Source organism: Candidatus Nanopelagicales bacterium (genome assembly GCA_037045355.1).
Classification (GTDB): Bacteria; Actinomycetota; Actinomycetes; order S36-B12.
The window spans coordinates 1-17,600 of record JBAOHO010000003.1 but is presented as its reverse complement, the minus strand read 5'-3'; the positions used below and the strand labels follow the sequence as shown (position 1 = coordinate 17,600).

Sequence of the window (17,600 nt, the reverse complement as noted above, 5' to 3'; positions counted from 1 at the left end):
TGAGTATGAGGATGAGGCGGAATATGCGCCAAGCGGCTGCGTGCTCGTTCCTGGACCATCCACCAGTCCAAAGGGCTGGAATTCCCAGTGGTCATTGTGGGATCGCTGGAATCGGTGCCACGCAAGCAGCATACCGATCTGGGCATGAATTGCTGGCCGGAGGGTATCTTTCCAAGCCGGTGTTTGAGCCGCTGGAGCTGACCAAGTTTTACGATTTCCGGCGGCTTTATTATACTGCATTTTCCCGCGGCAACAGAATCTGCTCGTATTAACGGCAATGGAGAACCGGGAGAGAGGGCAGAGGTGCCGTCCCGGTTTTTCAGTGAACTCTATGACCGGGCTGTGGACTGGCGCGACCCGCGCTTCCGACCGGAAGCGGTGCCGCTTGCAACGGTGAAAGAGGTTAATCTCAAGCGGGAGTATAGTTTTACTTCCCACCTGACGCTGTTTGAGAATTGTGCCGAACAGTACCGCTTTTTCAAGGAACTGGCCTTTGCGCCGGTAAACGGCACCAGCCCGATCCTGTTCGGTACAGCTCGTGCATCAGACCATTGAGGATATTCATAAGGCGCGTACTGCGGGGAGAGGAAAGCCGCCTCTCCGCGGAGCGCAGGTTGAGGCACTGGTTTGATACGAACTATGCCTATCCTTGACCAAGAAGGAGCGGGTTTATCTCGCCCTGCCGCAGAAGCGGATCGCGCTGGAGCATGTGCTGCGCTATTTCCGGCGTCAGGGAGGGGACTGGAGCCGTATTCAGCGAGGCGGAGGTGGATGTGTCGCTGGTCAAGGATGATTATATCCTGAAAGGCACTAGTCGACCTGATCCGTGGGTGAGGGCAATACGGTGGAACTGGTGGATTTCAAGTCCGAGAAGAAGCTGGATGTGAATGCACCCAAGGACCGCCTTAAGCTTGACCGGTATCGCCGCCAGTTGGAGGTCTATGCCCATCTGGTCGAAGAGAGGACGGGGCAGAAGGTGAGCAAGACGCATCTTGTATTACACCAGCGAAGAGAGTGGCAACCCGACGATCACGTTTCCCAAGGATACCAGGGCGATTGAACAGACGGTAGAAACCTTCGATCTGGTGGTGGGCCGTATTGAACGCAAAGATTTTGCGCTTGCCGAACGACCGGCAACGCTATGTAAGGAATGCGATATGCGCCACTATTGTGACGCCAAAAACTGGAAATTCAGGGGCCAAGGATGAGCGGACAGCAAGGAACGTTAGGACTCAAGGACACGACACCGGCTGGAATCGGTCGATGAGTACCGGTTTGAGCCGATCAAGGGTTATCCGATGCTGCACTGGCGCGGTAAACGGCCTTTTAGCTCTACGCAGTATTACCCGGCACAACATAAGGAAACGCATGGGCCGGAGGTAGAAGGCTGGCGCAATAAAATCTATTGGGGCGATAATCTCCAGGTGATGAGCCACCTACTCAAGGAATATCGGGGGCAGGTGCAACTTATCTACATTGATCCGCCTTTTGATTCTAAAGCGGATTATAAAAAAGTAATCTCACTTAGAGGAACTAGATTAAGTAGTGAATACAATGGTTTTGAGGAAAAGCAGTATACGGATATTTGGAATAATGATGAGTATTTACAATTCATGTACGAAAGATTCATCATGTTGCGTGAATTGCTTGCGCAAAACGGGGTAATTTATTTGCATTGTGACCCCAACCGTTCTCACTATCTCAAAATATTGTTGGATGAGATTTTTGGTAGCAGCAATTATATTAATGAAATTGTGTGGCAGCGTATAAGCGCACACAATGATGCTAATAAATTCGGCACAATACATGACACTATTTTCTTTTATAAAAAGCAAGAAAGCTATGTTTGGAACCAACATTTTGGTGAAGTTTCCAAAGATTACATTGAACAATTTTTTGATCAAGTAGATGAAGAAACTGGGCGAAGATATGCAAGAGGAGACCTAACGGCAAGAGGGATCAGGAGAGGAGAAACTGGTAAGCCATGGCGAGGGATTAATCCAAGTGATAAGGGAAATCACTGGAAAGTCGTTCCATCTGAATTAGATAGATTGGATGCCGAAGGTAAAATTCACTGGCCCCAAAAAGATGGTGGTATGCCTCGCCTTAAACGATTTGAAGATGATGTCACGGGCCGACCATTGCAAGATATATGGACTGACATCAAGTTAATGCATAATAATTCTTCTGAACGTCTGGGATATCCGACTCAGAAGCCTGAATCCTTGGTTGAACGCATTATCCGGGCTTCCTCTAACCCTGGCGATCTGGTTTTTGATTGCTTCATGGGCAGCGGTACGACGCAGGCGGTAGCCATGAAATTAGGTCGGCGCTTTATCGGGGCGGACATCAATCTGGGGGCGGTGCAGATCACGACCAAGCGGCTTTTAAGCATGGCCAAAGAGCTTGAAGCTAAACCGATCAAAGCACCCACCCAGCCTGAATTGCTCATTACTCCAGATGAGCTAGATGGCGAGGAAGAAGAGGCGATAAGCACTGTTATCGAGCCGACCGTCTTCTATCCCGGTTTCGAGGTCTATAACGTCAACCATTATGATGTGTTCCGTAACCCGGTGCAGGCGCGTGATCTGCTGCTGGAAGCGCTGGAAATCAACCGGCTCGCACCCGGCCATGTGTTTGACGGTGAGAAGGACGGGCGGATGGTGAAGCTGATGCCAGTGAACCGCATTGCGACACGGGCTGACCTCAATGATCTGCTGGCCAATATGGATTATAAAGCGTTTGAGCGGCGGCAAGGGGAGCAGCCCAATAAGCCAGTGGAGAAAATCACGCTGGTCTGTATGGGGCATGAGCCTGATCTGGCGGCGGTTCTGCAAGGCGAAGTGAAGCAGAATGGCTACCGCATTGATGTGGAAGTGGTGGATATTCTCAGGGACAAGCAGGAATTGCAGTTCAAGCGCGATGCCGAGGCCAGAGTCGTGGCCAAGGGCGGGCAACTGGTGATTGAGGCATTCTATCCGATGAATCTGCTCTCCAAGCTCAGCTTGCAGGCGGAAAGCGTGGAAGAATGGCGCGAGCTGGTGGAATCGGTGATGATCGACTGGAATTATGACGGGGCGGTGCTGCAACCGGTGCTGGTCGATGTGCCGGAAAAGGACGGGCTGGTGGCGGGGAGCTACGCGATCCCGAAAGATGCCGGGACGATCCGGGTGAAGATCACCGATCTGTTGTCGGAATCTTTGGAAGTTGAGGTCATAATCGCCGACTTGATGACCGATCGCATCTTGGTGCCGAAGACCCCCTTGTCGATGGCCCGGGCAAGCAGGCCCTCAATGCCGGGCATCGGTTTCATCACCTGGACGCCGTCGGCTTCGGGTTCCAAGCCCTTGTCGACTTTCAGGAACGGGACCACCTGCTTGACCGTCCACAGGTAGTCAGCAGAGCCCCGGCCGTCGATGTCGCGATCCATGGTCTGCTCGAAAAGGATCGACCCGAGAATCCGATCGCCGTTGAAAGCCGGATCGGTGATGATCCGAGTTCGCATCTGGTGGATGAGGTCGAACATCTGCGCGTCGTCGGAGTACTCGGATTCGTCGACGCCGTACAGCCGCAACGCTTTCGGCGTGCTCCCTCCACTCTGATCCAGCGCAGCGATGAATCCTGCTCCGGTCCGCATCTTGTCGAACTGATCTTGGTTCATGTCCGCCACCTCCGCAGGGGTCGTCACTTCTGATCGTAGGCGCGGATCTGGTGGCGGACTACGGGTACGAGGTTGCCCAGTGCCAAGTTCACGTCTACCAGGTGCAACCCCCACTCGGGAGTGGGCGACGCCCGCAGTTGCGGCGCGTCACCGATCGGCGTCGCCAGCAGGACATGCGCGCCGTTACGTGTGACGCACCGCCCCCGGTAGCGCGCTGACGGTGAGACCCACGGCGTCCGCGCTCGCGGTCGGTCACCGTTGAACAGGTACTCGGCCGCGCCGCCCAGCAATCCGAACAAGGGGGTGGACGGGTACAGCGACACCAAGGTGCCTGCGCCCCCGCCCAGGGCCGCCGGATTGGTGCACAGCGCCTCGAACCGGGGGCCCCACGGTGTCGTCGTACCCGGACGCGTGCGCAGAACTCCGAACAGCGTCTCGGGAGGCGGCGTTTCGCCGAAGGTGGCGAACGAGATCACACACCCCACCTGCCCCGGGCGGGTGCACCCGGGGAACTCGGTGAAGTCCCCGCCGGACACCCTGCCCTTGCGCACCGCCACTGCCGAGCCCGCCAGGATCGCCGAGACGACGCGCAGGCGCACCTGCCGCCGCGGCTCGATCTCCTCCGTGATGAGCCGGCGCAGCATGCTGCTGCCCTGTGAATGACCGATCAGGACGACACCACGACCGTGGTTGTGATGACGCAGGTACGCTCGCCATCCGGCTCGGGCGCTGGCATAGGCGATCTCCCGGTCTTCGACCGTGGCCCGGCCACCGAGACCGGCCAACGTGATCTGACGGTAGACAGGGGCGTACACCTTGCACACCGACGAGAACCGCGCAGCCTGGTAGCGAGCGATGGACGTCAGTTCCGGGTCAATGTCGAGGTTGGCCACAATCGTCTGCTGCTCGCTGACGGTCGGATACAGATAGAAGCAGTCGACCGGGCGCTGGGCCGGTCGTCGCGGAGTCACCACCCGGTCGGGGCCGTCGTCCGACTGCCAGGTTGTCGTCAGCCTCCCCGCGCACGGGTCGTCAGATCGACCTGGTCGGCACAGCCACACCGTCCCACCGGCTCCTGCCGCCATCGCCGCGTCAGTCGCAGCAGGACGAGCTGACGCAGCTGGTCGGAATGAGCAGACCGGCACCCAGGACTGCCGCCAGGACGGCGAGGATCGGGAACCGGGACATGGGACCTCCAGTGCGGCGGGTTCGGTCTGTGCGGCGGGTTCGGTCTGTGCGGCGGGTTCGTTCTGTGCGGCGGGTTCGGTCTGTGCGGCGGGTTCGGTCTGTGCGGCGGGTTCGGTCTGTGCGGCGGGTTCGGTCTGTGCGGCGGGTTCGGTCTGTGCGGCGGGTTCGGTCTGTGCGGCGGGTTCGGTCTGTGCGGCGGGTTCGGTCTGTGCGGCGGATTAGTTCGGTGCGGTTGGTGTTGCCTGATCCTATGGCCGGGGACCTGAATTCGCCCGGGGCCCGGCGAATCGCGATCACTCCCCCTGACATCGCTATGACTCCTGCATGACCCGTCCAGGACTTCTCCACCAGACTGCGGTTCCCATATGCTCACGCCATGACAGAACACGGATCCGTCGCTAACCCCTGGGCTGAAGGAAGCAATTCGGAGGCTTTCGCTCTTGACCGCGCCCATGTCTTCCACTCGTGGAGCGCGCAGGGCGCCCTGAATCCACGGGTGTTCGCGTCCGGGTCTGGGAGTCGGATCTGGGATTTCGAGGGCAACTCATTCCTGGACTTCTCCAGCCAGTTGGTGAACACCAACATCGGCCACCAACACCCCGCAGTGGTTGAGGCCATCCAGGGCCAGGCCGCGGTCCAGGTCACCTTGGCCCCTCAGCATGCCTCTATAGTGCGCGGTCGTACGGCCAAAGCGATCACGAAGCTGGCGCCGCCGCACCACAACAAGGTGTTCTTCACCAACGGCGGGGCGGATGCCGCCGAGAACGCGATCCGGATGGCGCGACTACACACCAACAAGCACAAGGTTTTGAGCTTCTACCGCAGTTACCACGGCAATACGGGCGCCGCGATCAACGCGACCGGTGACCCACGCCGCTGGCCGAACGAGTTCGCCTACGGCCACGTCCACTTCTTCGGCCCCTACCTCTACCGCAGCGCATTTTGGGCCACCTCCGCCGAAGAGGAATGCCAGCGCGCCCTGCAGCATCTCGAGCAGGTCATCCAGTTCGAAGGGCCGAACACCGTGGCGGCCATCATGATCGAGACGGTCGTCGGCACGGCCGGGGTGCTGATCCCCCCACCGGGGTACCTCGATGGCGTGCGGGCACTGTGCGACAAGTACGGCATCGTCTACATCGCCGACGAAGTCATGGCCGGCTTCGGCCGTACCGGGGCGTGGCTCGCCATCGACCACTGGAATGCCCAGCCCGACCTGATCATCTTCGCCAAAGGCAGCAACTCCGGGTACGTCCCCTTGGGGGGCGTCATCATCAGCGATGAGATCGCGGCGACGTTCGACGAACGCGTGTTCCCCGGGGGCCTGACCTACAGCGGACACCCGCTCGCGTGCGCTTCGGCACTCGCCACGATCGAGGCTATGAAGAACGACGGCATCGTCGAGAACGCTCGGGCGATCGGTGAGTCGGTGATCGGTCCCGCGCTGCGGGAGATGGCGGACAAGCACCCGGTCATCGGCGAGGTGCGTGGCCTGGGGGTCTTCTGGGCGCTGGACCTGGTCACGGATCGCGCGACCCGCGAGCCGCTGGCACCGTACGGGGGAACCAGCGAGGCGATGGCATCACTGACGGCCGCCTGCGTGTCCCGCGGTCTACTGCCGTTCACCAACTTCAACCGCCTCCACGTCGTGCCTCCGTGTGTCGTGACCGACGACGAGGCCCGCGAGGGGTTGGAGATCCTGGATCAGGCACTGTCCGACATCGACTCCTACTACGAAGGCTGAGCACAGCTCTCAGCCCGGATCTGTGAGTGTGGGGGTTGGGCGACTGGAGCGCCAGGGGCGGCACAGTCCGCATGTGCCGCTGGTGGCGACGCCGGAGCTGGCCATTCCCCGCGTCCGACTGCGTCACCGCACCACACTGTGTCCGCACGACGGTGTCTCCGCACTACGGTGGGGCCATGAGAACCGACCTGACTGCCGCCACCACGGCGGGTGCAATCCCCGGCTACCTCGCGGTCCCGGACGGCGAGGGGCCGTGGCCGGCCGTCGTGGTGATCCACGAGTTGTTCGGATTGAATGACGACATCCGCTCGCTGACCGATCGCTTCGCAGCAGAGGACTACCTCGCTTTCGCCCCCGACCTCCTGGCCCGGGGCAACCGGATCTCCTGCCTGGTCTCTGTGGCTCGCTCCATGTCGTCGGGCCAGGGACCGGCGGCCGAACAAATCCTGGCGGTGCGCGACTGGCTGGCAGGACGTGACGATTGCACAGGCAAGGTCGGGATCGCCGGCTTCTGTATGGGCGGCGGGTTCGCCATCGTCATGGCGAACCAGGGCTTCGATGTCTCGGCAGCGCAGTACGGGCGCCTGCCCAAGAACCTCGCGGCCGCCGTGGCGGGCAGTTGCCCCATGGTCGCGTCCTACGGCGCCCGCGACGGCTCACTGGTCGGCGCCGCGGCCCAGTTGGAAGCCGCTTTGGAGAGTGCCGACGTGCCCCATGACGTCAAGGAGTACCCGGAGGCGGGGCACTCGTTCATGAATCACTCATCGGCGCCGAAGTGGGCCGCGCCTTTCACTCGCGGTATGCACGCGGGGTTCGTCGACACTGCTGCCGCCGATGCGTGGGAGCGGATCCTCGCGATGTTCGAGCAGACCCTGCGCTGAGGCCCCACCGGCCCGGGCACTACCCTGGCGGGACCAATCCGGAAGGACCGCCACCATGAGGCTCCGTACCCCCGCCGCAGTGACGGCCACCGCAGTTCTGGTCATCGGCGGGCTCGGTGCCTGCAGTTCATCGGGAACCTCGTCCGACCCCTCCAGCGCTGCATCAAGTGCTGCACCCAGCGTTTCGGCGACCCCGAACGGGATTCAGGACCTCAAACCCGACGAGATCCTCGCGCAGGCCAAGACCGCTGCGGAATCGGCCACCAGCGTCAAGGTGAAACTCGTGACCGAGGCCCAGGGCCAAGAGATTCTGACTGACCTCACCATCAGCAGCGAAGGCTCGCAGGGCACACTCGGTCAGCCCGGGGGCGAGCCGGTCCAGGTGGTGGCCACGCCCACCGCCTACTACGTGAAGGGAGGCGGGTTCGCCGAGAGCCTGGGCGCCAATGAAGCCGACGTTGCCGGTAAGTGGCTGTCAGTGCCCAAGGACAATCCTGCCGCGCAGACGTTCGCCGGTCTTGGGTCGGTCAAGGATTTCGCGGCCTCGACGCTGAATGCGCCTTCCGACATGAAGAAGGGCGACACCAAGGACATCAACGGCGTACCCGCGATCGGCCTCACCAGCAAGCAGGCGACTCTGTGGATCGCCACTGTCGGTGAGCCCTACCCGCTGCTGATCGAGGCCCCCGAAGGCACGAAGGGTTCGATGACCCTCAGCGACTGGAACGCCCCGGTGACCATCACACCTCCGCCGGAGGCCGAGGTCGTGGACATCACGACGCTGCAAAGTGCTGCGCCGCAGGTCCCCACCGCTCCAGCCCCCTCAGCTCCCGCGCCTTCCGCGTCCTGACCGGGCGCGTCGGACGTCGCTACGCTCCCGGGCACAGACGCGCCAGTCAGTTCGATCATGTTCGGGTTCCTGCACGAACGACCCGAGGTCGCTGCACCTCGACTGCTCGGCCACTGGGTGACCACCCACGACGGAATCAGCCTGCGCATCGTCGAGGTCGAGGCGTACGCCGGACCTGGCCAAGACGACGCATCCCACGCGGGGCGGGGTCGGACCCGACGCAACGCCGCCATGTTCGGGCCGCCCGGACACCTGTACGTCTACCTCAGCTATGGGGTACATCGCTGCCTGAACATCGTCGCGCATGAATCAGGCGCTGCGGGTGGGGTCCTGCTACGCGCCGCGCAGGTCAGTGGCAACGTCGATCTCGCCCGACACCGGCGCGGGGCTGCGGCCGGACCCGATCACCGGCTGGCGAGCGGGCCAGGGCGACTCGGTCAAGTCACCGGGGTCTCACTGGCCGCCAGCGGCACGCCACTGGACGGTACGGGACTGCTGCAACTGCAGGAGACGACCGCGCCTGTCGGCCCGATCTCGTACGGGCGCCGCATCGGGATCAGCCGAGACACCGATCGCCCCTGGCGATGGTGGCTGACGGGCGATCCCAGTGTCAGCGTCAGGTCCGGCGCTTCTCTTACTCGACCAGAGGAAGGTCCGGGTTCGGTCGCAACGTCACCTTGACTGCGCCCGCCGCGGGCCCCGAACTCGCGGTCGTCAACGCCTGCGTCCAGTCATCCAAGTCCGCGATGTGCGTGACCAGGCCGTCCACGCGATATCCGGGATCGGACAGCCACTCGCGGACCTGCGCGAAGGTGCTGCGCCCCAAATCGGGTTCTGGTCCGTAGAACACGGTGCCCACGACCTGCAACTCGCGGTGCCACACCAGCGACCAGTCAGCGTTCTGGCGACCGGCGGCGCCCACCAAGATCAGCGTCCCGCGCGGCCGCAGGATGTGCAGACCCAAGTCGATGGTGTCCGAGTGGCCGACACAGTCGAACACCGCGTCGACACCGTGTTCCAGCACAGGTATTCGGGTCATGCGGGGCCGCAGCACCCGGCCTCCGTCACTGTCTGCCAACTGCTGCACCGCCGCCGCACCGGCCGGCAATGTGCGGTCGGCGCCCGCAGCCATGGCTTTCGCCGCCCCGAACTCCCCCGGACTGACGACCGCGATGTCGAGGTCGGGGTGCAACATGCGCAAGGCGGCGGTGACCAAGAGACCGATGGTCCCGGGGCCAATAACGACGACCCGATCTCCCGTGCGGCGCCAACGCAACGCCGCATGCAGCCCGATCGATGCCGGTTCGGCGAGCACGGCCCGGCGGGACGGCAACTGCCCCACCTCGTAGCAGTGAGAGTCGTGAGCGACCATCTCCTGCCCCCACCCACCTCCGACGACATCGGTGAATCCAATGGCCGGCGCCACACAGGGAACGACGGGACCAGCCTCATCGAACCGTTCGCACAGGTGAGGCTGACCGGCAGCACACGTCGCACAGACGGGATCGAATCCTTTGACCGCACACGGCATGAGAGGGTCGACCACCACCCGATCGCCCACCCGCAGCCGGGAGCGTGGTCCGGTCTCGGTGACCACGGCGACGCTCTCATGTCCGGGAATCATGCGATCGGATCGATAGATGGCACTAAGGACGAAAGAGATCCGGGCATGAGCCAGGCCCAGATCGCTGCCGCAGATCCCCGACAGTTCCGGTTTCAGACGCACCCAGCCGGGGCCCGCGGGCAGGGAGGGTGCCGGCAGGTCGTCGGCCAACTGCAGGATGCCGCCGGGTCCCCAGCCGGCGCCGCCCCGGACCCGGCCCGCGGCCGCCGTCCACAGGTATCGAGGCGTCGTGGGTGTGGCGATGACAGCGCGCATCAATTCTCCTCTGGCATACGGGCCTGTCGGTCGAACGAATCCCAGGCCCGGCGATAAGGGGCGGTTCTGAGGCGATCGGTCAACGGCACGTCCACGGGAGTTCGCGACACGGCGTTCAGCCACTCGGACTCGGCACGTTCTACTCGCTCGAGCGCAACTGAACTGAACGCCGCCCGCTCTGCGGCGGGGGCATTCGCCGCGGGCACCGTGTTGAGCAAATCCTCTTGCAGGGCATCCCGATCTGCGCCGTACACCCGAATCCGGTGGGGGTAGTCGCGCAGAGTGGCCCGATGGAGCAACTCATGGCGCCACCACTTGGTGTCCGGGTCGAAGTAGCCGCGGGGCCGTGGCCCGAAATCCGGCGGATCGATGTCCACCCACACTGGGGTGAACGTGGCCGTGCAGGGCGCTGAGGCACCGGTGACCCAGACAGTCACGCCATCGTCACCGAGTCGGGCCACGAGCGAGCCGGTGGTCTGGCTGGAGCGCACCGGTCCGAAACCGGCATGCATACACACGTCCTGGCCGATCAGCGCACGGGAGGGGCTCCAGGCGGCGTCGGTGCTGTCATGGTGGCGCAGCAGATCCATGGCATCGGCGACGGTCAGGGAACCCCGGCGCTCGTCGAGGGCATCGGTGGTGCGGCACTGGCGTCCCGTGGCGTCGGCGAATCGGGTGTAGACCGGCTCGGCGAACTGCCTGGCCACATCAGTGCCGTCGCTGATGCCCACCGACGCCAAGTCCCACGTGGTGCGCGTGGTGAGCCCGTTGGAGATGGACGCCCGATCGGTGACGCGGCGAGCCACCCAATCCCGGCCCATGGTTTCAAGGATCCACGCTTCCGTGCGATCGGTCGCGATGAAGCTGTTGTCGTACTGGAAGTCGTGGGTGTGCCCGGCTTGCCCGGACTGACCATGACGTTGCAGCAGTTCGCTGATCACAGCCACCGCCTCAGCTGCGGTGTCGGCTCGTTCCAGCCCGAGTCGCAGCAGATCCATTCCGATCAGGCCTGGGGAATCCTCGCGGGTCCCGCGGTTGAACAGGGCTTCATTGCCGATAACAACGCCGCGTTCGTTGACGCCCATCTCCGCACCCCAGATCCAGTACGGCTTGGCGAGCAGGACCCGATGAGTCCGGCGCACTTGAGGCACCGAGATGTGAGTGCATCGCACCCGTGACCCGTCAGGATGTTCACCCGCGGACACCATGGTCACCTCATGGGCCTCGTTCGGTTCCCGATCGCTGTTCTTGCCGAACACCACCGAACCGTCGGCCGTCGAATCGCCGAGGGCGACGAACGTGTCACACATGACCGCTCCCTTCCCGCAGCCCACCCTACTGACCACATGAACATGAACATGAAGATGAGGACCGACCACCAACGAAGACGAGGACCGAACCATCAGGGAGACGAAGACCGACCACGAGACGACGAGGACATACCACGAGACGACACGGGCACCGAGGCCGGGCGCTCGAGGGGGACTCGGACCCTGCCGAAAGTCCCATCGGATCGGGACCTTTGCGCCCCAACTACCGACCCTCGACTGCCGATGACACAGAGAGGAGGAATCTAGCCTGGAGGAGAAGACCACACCTGGGAGGTGCGCCATGTCTGAACCCATCGTCCTCGGATACGACGGTTCGCCCGCGTCTGAATTGGCCCTTGAATGGGCAGTAGTTGCTGCTGCCGATCGAGGCCTGCCTCTGAAGATCGTGGTCACCTGGAGTCTGCCGCCTGTCGCCTTCGGAACCGGCGCGGGCGGGTCGTACGAAGCCCGACTCATGGATGGTCTGCGCATCGACGCGGACGACACCCTGGAGAAGGCCATGACTGCCGCTCAGGCCCTCAATCCGGATCTGCGTATCCAGGGTGTCGTGTTGGCGGGGCCGCCTGCCGCCAGCCTGGTCGAACAATCCCACGAGGCCACCATGCTGGTCCTCGGATCCCACGGTCGGAGCGGATTCAATGCGCTACTCGTGGGCAGCGTCTCTCGCCAGGTTTCGACCCACGCCGCTTGCCCGGCGGTCGTGGTGCGGCACCGCGCCGACCCTAAGGCCAAGGAAGTGGTCGTCGGGGTCGATGGTTCGCAGCATGCACTGAAGGCTCTGGACTTCGCATACGACTACGCGAGCCGGCGCGGCAATGTTCTGCGTGTGGTCCACACCTGGGAGGTTCCACCGATCGGTGCGATCACGGGAGTCCCGACATTCTCACCGCCTGAACTCCTCGCGGACATCAAGGGCAATGAGATGCGTACAACCGCTGAAGTGTTGGCAGGGCACTCCGAGCGCTACCCGGACGTGAAGGTGATCCAGGACGTGCAGCGTGGCGCTCCGGTGCATGTGCTCACCGAGTTGTCGGACCACACCGCGCTGTTGGTCGTCGGTTCGCGTGGTCGTGGTGGGTTCGTGGGCCTGCTGCTGGGCTCGGTGGGACACGGCGTCATGCATCACGCCAAGTGCCCGGTGGCGATCGTCCACTGAAGGTGAAGGCTGAAGCGCAAGAAACGGTCGATTACGCCGTCGGAGCATCAGCCACGTCGGCGCCGACTTGAACCTGTAGCGCGCGGCGTCAGACCCCGCACTGGGTCGTGAACTTGTTGTACTTGCGAGTCATCGTCGGCTTGAGGAACAACCGAACCGGTGCGGGGATGACTCCCCACGTTTGCGCGGTGATCTTCTCGTCAGCGCCGTCGCACATCCAAGGGAAGACCAGTGATGCGGTGGGGGCTGAACGATTGAACTTCAGGAAGTCCTTGTAGTTGGACTCGGTCAAGTACTTCTGGATGATCGGCACGCCTTCGCGCTCCTCGTGATCTCCGTGGGCGCTGAGTTCCCGTAGTAGTTCATCCAGGTCTGCCGAGATCGATGTCTTGTCGGAGTCGGCGGACAGGTTCGCGAACTCACGATCAAGTCGGCCCAGGACTGTGACCAGGGCGGTGTGTTCCGCCTCCATCGCATCCAATACGGCGACCTCGTCGGCGTTGGCATCGCCGCGGATAGTTGCGAAGAGGTAGATGTCTTCGCCCTCGTGATGATGGTGCAGGGTGTCGGAGAAGAACTTGTAGCGGGCTGCCAGGCCCTCCCGTTGCCTCGCGTCAGCCAGATTGGCGCGCTGCAGACCTCGTTGCAGCCGCGGAATCTCGCGCTGGAAAGCCCGATGCATATTGGTGTTCATGCTGGGATCACCCATCACTGACATGACCGCTCCTCCGTCGTGCGCACTGGATCTGCCCCCGAGAGTACGTCCTCGAGAGTACGTCCTCGAGAGTACGTCCCCACGAGATGTCACCAGAAGACGTTCGCACGAACGCCCGGCTCGACCGCCCCTCCCTCCCTACGGTCGCCCGACGTCCTGCCCTGACGCGCCACCGGTGGGACTCACTCCGCCGGGACCGGTGCCACCGGGCTGGAGCCGGGTCAGCGCTGGTCTGACACGGATTTGGAATGACCAGCACGGTTCACGAGAGTGCCGACACGGTATCCGACAGGAGAGTGCCGACGCGCGATCGCGGATAGGGCCGACCCGGATAGGGTGTGCTGCATGACCGAGCACACTGCGGCAGCGACGCGGCCACCCGACCCCGGCCAACGCATCGTCTGGATCGACTGCGAGATGACCGGTCTCGATCTGACCAGCGATGCCTTGGTCGAGATCGCGTGTGTCGTCACCGAAGGGGACCTGACCCCTGTCGACGCGGGCGTCAGTGTCGTGATCAAGCCCCCCGACGAGCCCTGGGCGGCCATGGATCCGGTGGTGGTGCAGATGCACGAGGAGTCGGGTCTCACGGACGAGATCCCCACTGGGGTGACGCTGGCCGAGGCCGGTCGAATGGTCTTCGACTACGTACGCAGCCACGTGCCCGAAGCACGCAAGGCACCCCTCGGTGGATCCACCATTTACGTGGATCGGGGCTTCCTCGCCCGCGACCTGCCCGAACTCGACGCCCATTTGCACTATCGGGTCATCGACGTCTCGAGCATCAAGGAACTGCTCAAACGGTGGTACCCGCCGGTGTACTACGCGTCACCACAGAAGACCGGAAACCACCGCGCAATGGGTGACATCCTCGATTCGATCGCTGAGCTGCGCTACTACCGCGAGGCGGCGATCGCGCCGGTGCCCCGCGCCGAACCTTCCTCCTGACCGGCCTACTCCCGATCACCCACCTCCGCAACGGCGGCGGTTACACTTGGGGCGCCGCGGCTCAGGCCCGGCGATGGTGGGTGTAGCTCAGCCGGTAGAGCACCTGGTTGTGGTCCAGGATGTCGCGGGTTCAAGTCCCGTCACTCACCCCACCCAGCGCCACTGGACTCAGTGCGCCCACAGCGCTGCCGCACGCCTCCCCTCGACTGCCCGCTCAGTCCGGCTCCCCGAATCCCCCGCCGCCGGGAGTCTCCACGACGATCGCGTCCCCCACGCCCAGCGCCACCGAATCGCAGCCGGGCAGTTCGACAGTGGCGCCTCCGGCGTACTCCACGATGTTTCGACCCAGCGCCCCCGGTGACCCGCCAGTCCATCCCGTAGGGCGGAATCCGGCGATGACCGGACAACACCGAGACGGTGACCGGCTCCCGGAAACGCAGTCTCCGCACCAGCCCATCTCCTCCGGGCCAACGTCCGACTCCGCCACTGCCCCGCCGGATCGTGAAGTCCTCCACCCACACCGGCAGGCGCGCTTCCAGCACCTCGGGATCCGTGAGCCGCGAGTTCGTCATGTGGGTCTGCACCGCGTCAGTACCCGGGAATCCGTCGCCAGCACCCGACCCCGATCCGATCGTCTCGTAGTACTGCACGTCCTCATTGCCGAAGACCAGGTTGTTCATCGTGCCGGAGCCCTCTGCCTGCACCCCGAGAGCCCCGTACAGGGCACCGGTGATCGCCTGCGAGGTCTCGACGTTCCCCGCAACGACGGCCGCGGGTGGCTCAGGGGCGAGCATTGACGGCGTCGGTACCACGATGTCGATGGGGCGCAGACAACCATCGTTCAGCGGGATGTCGTCCTCGACCAACGTGCGCATCACATACAGGACCGCGGCCGTCACCACCGACGTCGGAGCATTGAAGTTGGTGTGCAGTTGCTGGGTGGATCCCGAGAAGTCGATCACCGCTCGCCGTCGCACCCGATCGACGGTGATGCAGACTTGGATGACGGCACCGGAGTCCATCTCGTACCGATAGGTGCCGTCCGACACTTCGTCGAGGACGCGCCGGATCGCATCCGCAGCGTTGTCCTGGACATGACTCATGTAGGCATCGACGACGTCGGCCCCGAAGTGCGCGACCATCCGGGCAAGTTCGTCGATTCCCTTGGCGTTCGCCGCCGCTTGCGCCCGCAGGTCCGCGATGTTCGTGTCCGGGTCCCGCGATGGATAGGGCCCCCGGCGCAGTAACGCGTACAACTCCTCCTCGCGCAGCCGACCGTCACGAACGAGCAGGAAGTTGTCGAACAGGACTCCTTCGTCGGTCAGCGTGGTACTGAACGCGGGCATGGATCCGGGGGTGATCCCACCCAGTTCGGCGTGGTGTCCGCGGGAGGCGACGAAGAACGACGGGGTGGTGTCTGCCGGCAGCCCCAACTGCTGGGGGAACACCGGGCTGACCACGGTGATGTCAGGCAGATGGGTGCCACCGTGATACGGGTCGTTGATGGCGTAGACGTCGCCCGGGACCATGAGTCCGGCGTTGCGTTCGATGACCTCGCGCACCGTCCGCCCCATGGAACCCAGATGAACCGGCATGTGGGGAGCGTTCGCGATCAACGCCCCGGTCGCGTCGAACAGTGCACACGAGAAGTCGAGCCGCTCTTTGATGTTGACCGACTGCGCCGTGGCCGCCAGCCGGCTTCCCATCTGGTCCGCAATCGACATGAACAAGTTGTTGAAGATCTCCAGCAGTACCGGATCCGGCGCTTGCTCTGTATCGATACCGGTCGAGGTGGCGTCAGGGAGGCGTCGTTGATCGCGTGAGATCAGCAGGTGTCCCGCGGGCACTCGCTGCAGCGACCATCCGGCAGGTATGACGGTCGTTCCATCGGGCTCGACCACCAGCGCCGGACCGGCCACCGTGCTCTCGATCCCGATGTCCGTGCGCCGCCAGATGGGCACCTCATGGGGACCGTCGGGGAACCAGACCTCGCCGGTGGTCACTGCTCGGTCCCGCACCGAGCCTCTGTCCGGCCCGGAGCCTCTGTCCAGCCCGGAGCCACTGTCCGGCCCGGAGCCACTGTCCCGGGTTGTGCCGTCGGGGTGTTCCTGCACGGCGAACTGTTCAGTAGGGACCGTGACCTCGACGGAGACCGCCTCGGCGACCACTGGCCTGTCGAGGTCGAACCCGAAGATCCGGCGATGCACCTCCCGGAACTGCGCGGTCATCTCAGCGTGCCCGGCCAACAGGACGGCAGTCCACGTGTCGGTTCCCTGGTAGCGCACGTAGACACGTCTGATGGTCTGCGCCGTGTCCTCTGCGGGGGCCATCTCGTCGAGCGTTTCGACGGCGAGTTCCTCAGCGATCGCGGCCAAGTGATCGGGAGTCAGTTCTTCCAGGGGTTGCCCCACCGTTCGTTCCCGCATTCCCTTCACATCGGCCAGACCCATCCCCACCGCGGACAGCACACCCGCGCGAGGAGGAACGATGACCGTCGTGACACCGAGCGCCTCAGCGACGGCGCACGCGTGTTGTCCGCCTGCTCCCCCGAACGACGTCAGAGCATGATCGAGCAGGTCATGACCCTTGCGCACCGAGATCCGTTTGATGGCATCGGCCATGGTCGCCACGGCCACGTCGATGAACCCAAGAGCGACGTCGTGGGCGCTGCGGACCTGACCGGTCGTGTCGCTGACATGCTGCGCCAGGTCAGTGAACATCCGCTCGACGACAGCAGCATCCAACTGTTGATCGGCGCCCGGTCCGAACACCGCCGGGAAGTGATCAGGGCGGACTCGTCCCAGCATGACGTTGGCATCCGTGATGGTGAGTGGGCCTCCACGTCGATAGCACGCAGGTCCGGGGTCGGCGCCGGCGGACTCGGGCCCGACCCGGAACCGACTTCCGTCGAACGACAGTATCGATCCCCCACCGGCGGCGACGGTGTGAATGTCCAGCATGGGAGCCCGCAGGCGCACGCCGGCGACTCGGCTGTCGAAGGTGCGCTCGTACTCACCGGCGAAGTGGCTCACATCCGTCGAGGTTCCGCCCATGTCGAAACCGACGACCCTGTCGAACCCGATGGCCAACGAGGTCTGCGCCATACCGACGATCCCGCCGGCCGGGCCGGACAACACCGCGTTCTTGCCCCGGAAACCGGCGGCCTGCGCCAGCCCACCGTTCGACTGCATGAAGTACAGCGAGACGCCGGGCAGGGCGTCCGCGACCTGCTTGACATACAACCGCCAAC

At 63.5% G+C, this 17,600-nt stretch carries 14 protein-coding genes and 1 tRNA gene; 10 read left to right on the top strand and 5 right to left on the bottom strand.

Going from position 1 to position 17,600, the window contains the following annotated elements:
• The first annotated feature begins 342 nt into the window (after window positions 1-342).
• From V9E98_00515 to V9E98_00505, 3 genes are all read left to right on the top strand, one after another.
• Window positions 343-555 carry a hypothetical protein gene (locus tag V9E98_00515; GenBank protein ID MEI2715479.1) on the top strand — a complete coding sequence of 71 codons (213 nt, stop codon included), beginning with the start codon at window positions 343-345 and terminating at the stop codon, window positions 553-555.
• Between the two features lie 271 nt (window positions 556-826).
• Window positions 827-1,060 (top strand): hypothetical protein, encoded by a 234-nt coding sequence (locus V9E98_00510; GenBank protein ID MEI2715478.1) that lies wholly within the window; start codon window positions 827-829, stop codon window positions 1,058-1,060.
• A 238-nt stretch (window positions 1,061-1,298) separates the two neighbouring features.
• Window positions 1,299-3,395, top strand: a complete 2,097-nt coding sequence (locus V9E98_00505) for a site-specific DNA-methyltransferase (GenBank protein ID MEI2715477.1) — start codon at window positions 1,299-1,301, stop codon at window positions 3,393-3,395.
• A gap of 289 nt (window positions 3,396-3,684) precedes the next feature.
• Here the strand turns inward: V9E98_00505 and V9E98_00500 are convergent, their stop codons facing one another.
• The gene (locus tag V9E98_00500) at window positions 3,685-4,632 is read right to left on the bottom strand and encodes a DUF3089 domain-containing protein (GenBank protein ID MEI2715476.1); all 948 of its coding nucleotides are present in this window, start codon (window positions 4,630-4,632) and stop codon (window positions 3,685-3,687) included.
• Window positions 4,633-5,225: 593 nt separating this feature from the next.
• On the opposite strand from V9E98_00500, the gene V9E98_00495 reads away from it, so the two are divergent.
• The 4 genes from V9E98_00495 (at window position 5,226) to V9E98_00480 (ending at window position 9,002) form a co-directional block, all read left to right on the top strand.
• Window positions 5,226-6,590, top strand: a complete 1,365-nt coding sequence (locus V9E98_00495; GenBank protein ID MEI2715475.1) for an aspartate aminotransferase family protein — start codon at window positions 5,226-5,228, stop codon at window positions 6,588-6,590.
• A gap of 176 nt (window positions 6,591-6,766) precedes the next feature.
• Complete coding sequence (locus tag V9E98_00490; protein ID MEI2715474.1) at window positions 6,767-7,471, top strand: dienelactone hydrolase family protein; 705 nt, start codon at window positions 6,767-6,769, stop codon at window positions 7,469-7,471.
• A 55-nt stretch (window positions 7,472-7,526) separates the two neighbouring features.
• Window positions 7,527-8,321, top strand: coding sequence for a hypothetical protein (locus V9E98_00485; protein MEI2715473.1), 795 nt, complete (start codon window positions 7,527-7,529; stop codon window positions 8,319-8,321).
• A gap of 57 nt (window positions 8,322-8,378) precedes the next feature.
• Complete coding sequence (locus V9E98_00480) at window positions 8,379-9,002, top strand: DNA-3-methyladenine glycosylase (protein ID MEI2715472.1); 624 nt, start codon at window positions 8,379-8,381, stop codon at window positions 9,000-9,002.
• Here V9E98_00480 and V9E98_00475 read toward each other — a convergent pair.
• Entirely contained in the window at window positions 8,956-10,200 is a 1,245-nt protein-coding gene (locus V9E98_00475) for a zinc-binding dehydrogenase (protein MEI2715471.1), read from the bottom strand. The two genes, V9E98_00480 and V9E98_00475, sit on opposite strands and share 47 nt — an antisense overlap.
• Window positions 10,200-11,510 (bottom strand): C69 family dipeptidase, encoded by a 1,311-nt coding sequence (locus V9E98_00470; protein MEI2715470.1) that lies wholly within the window; start codon window positions 11,508-11,510, stop codon window positions 10,200-10,202. The genes V9E98_00475 and V9E98_00470 overlap by 1 nt, the downstream gene beginning before the upstream one ends.
• Before the next feature lie 301 nt (window positions 11,511-11,811).
• Here V9E98_00470 and V9E98_00465 point away from each other — a divergent pair, with 301 nt between their 5' ends.
• A complete protein-coding gene (locus V9E98_00465; protein MEI2715469.1) occupies window positions 11,812-12,687 on the top strand; it encodes a universal stress protein in 876 nt (291 codons plus the stop codon).
• Between the two features lie 88 nt (window positions 12,688-12,775).
• Here V9E98_00465 and V9E98_00460 read toward each other — a convergent pair whose 3' ends face one another.
• Window positions 12,776-13,405, bottom strand: coding sequence for a hemerythrin domain-containing protein (locus V9E98_00460; protein MEI2715468.1), 630 nt, complete (start codon window positions 13,403-13,405; stop codon window positions 12,776-12,778).
• A 342-nt stretch (window positions 13,406-13,747) separates the two neighbouring features.
• Between V9E98_00460 and orn the strand changes: the two genes are divergently transcribed.
• Both orn and V9E98_00450 read left to right on the top strand, forming a co-directional pair.
• Window positions 13,748-14,350: an oligoribonuclease gene (orn, locus tag V9E98_00455; GenBank protein MEI2715467.1), complete on the top strand. Its 603-nt coding sequence runs from the start codon at window positions 13,748-13,750 to the stop codon at window positions 14,348-14,350.
• A gap of 76 nt (window positions 14,351-14,426) precedes the next feature.
• Window positions 14,427-14,502: transfer RNA gene (locus V9E98_00450), tRNA-His, on the top strand.
• Here the strand turns inward: V9E98_00450 and V9E98_00445 are convergent.
• A partial coding sequence (locus V9E98_00445; GenBank protein ID MEI2715466.1) for a hydantoinase B/oxoprolinase family protein occupies window positions 14,491-17,600 on the bottom strand: 3,110 nt, incomplete at its 5' end. The two genes, V9E98_00450 and V9E98_00445, sit on opposite strands and share 12 nt — an antisense overlap.

What these genes read in the sequence shown, in the direction of transcription:
- V9E98_00505 (MEI2715477.1), top strand. Translation starts at nt 1,299, where the DNA reads ATGCTGCACTGGCGCGGTAAACGGCCTTTTAGCTCTACGCAGTATTAC.
- V9E98_00495 (MEI2715475.1), top strand. Translation starts at nt 5,226, where the DNA reads ATGACAGAACACGGATCCGTCGCTAACCCCTGGGCTGAAGGAAGCAAT.
- V9E98_00490 (MEI2715474.1), top strand. Translation starts at nt 6,767, where the DNA reads ATGAGAACCGACCTGACTGCCGCCACCACGGCGGGTGCAATCCCCGGC.
- V9E98_00485 (MEI2715473.1), top strand. Translation starts at nt 7,527, where the DNA reads ATGAGGCTCCGTACCCCCGCCGCAGTGACGGCCACCGCAGTTCTGGTC.
- V9E98_00480 (MEI2715472.1), top strand. Translation starts at nt 8,379, where the DNA reads ATGTTCGGGTTCCTGCACGAACGACCCGAGGTCGCTGCACCTCGACTG.
- V9E98_00475 (MEI2715471.1), bottom strand. Translation starts at nt 10,200, where the DNA reads ATGCGCGCTGTCATCGCCACACCCACGACGCCTCGATACCTGTGGACG.
- V9E98_00470 (MEI2715470.1), bottom strand. Translation starts at nt 11,510, where the DNA reads ATGTGTGACACGTTCGTCGCCCTCGGCGATTCGACGGCCGACGGTTCG.
- V9E98_00465 (MEI2715469.1), top strand. Translation starts at nt 11,812, where the DNA reads ATGTCTGAACCCATCGTCCTCGGATACGACGGTTCGCCCGCGTCTGAA.
- V9E98_00460 (MEI2715468.1), bottom strand. Translation starts at nt 13,405, where the DNA reads ATGTCAGTGATGGGTGATCCCAGCATGAACACCAATATGCATCGGGCT.
- orn (MEI2715467.1), top strand. Translation starts at nt 13,748, where the DNA reads ATGACCGAGCACACTGCGGCAGCGACGCGGCCACCCGACCCCGGCCAA.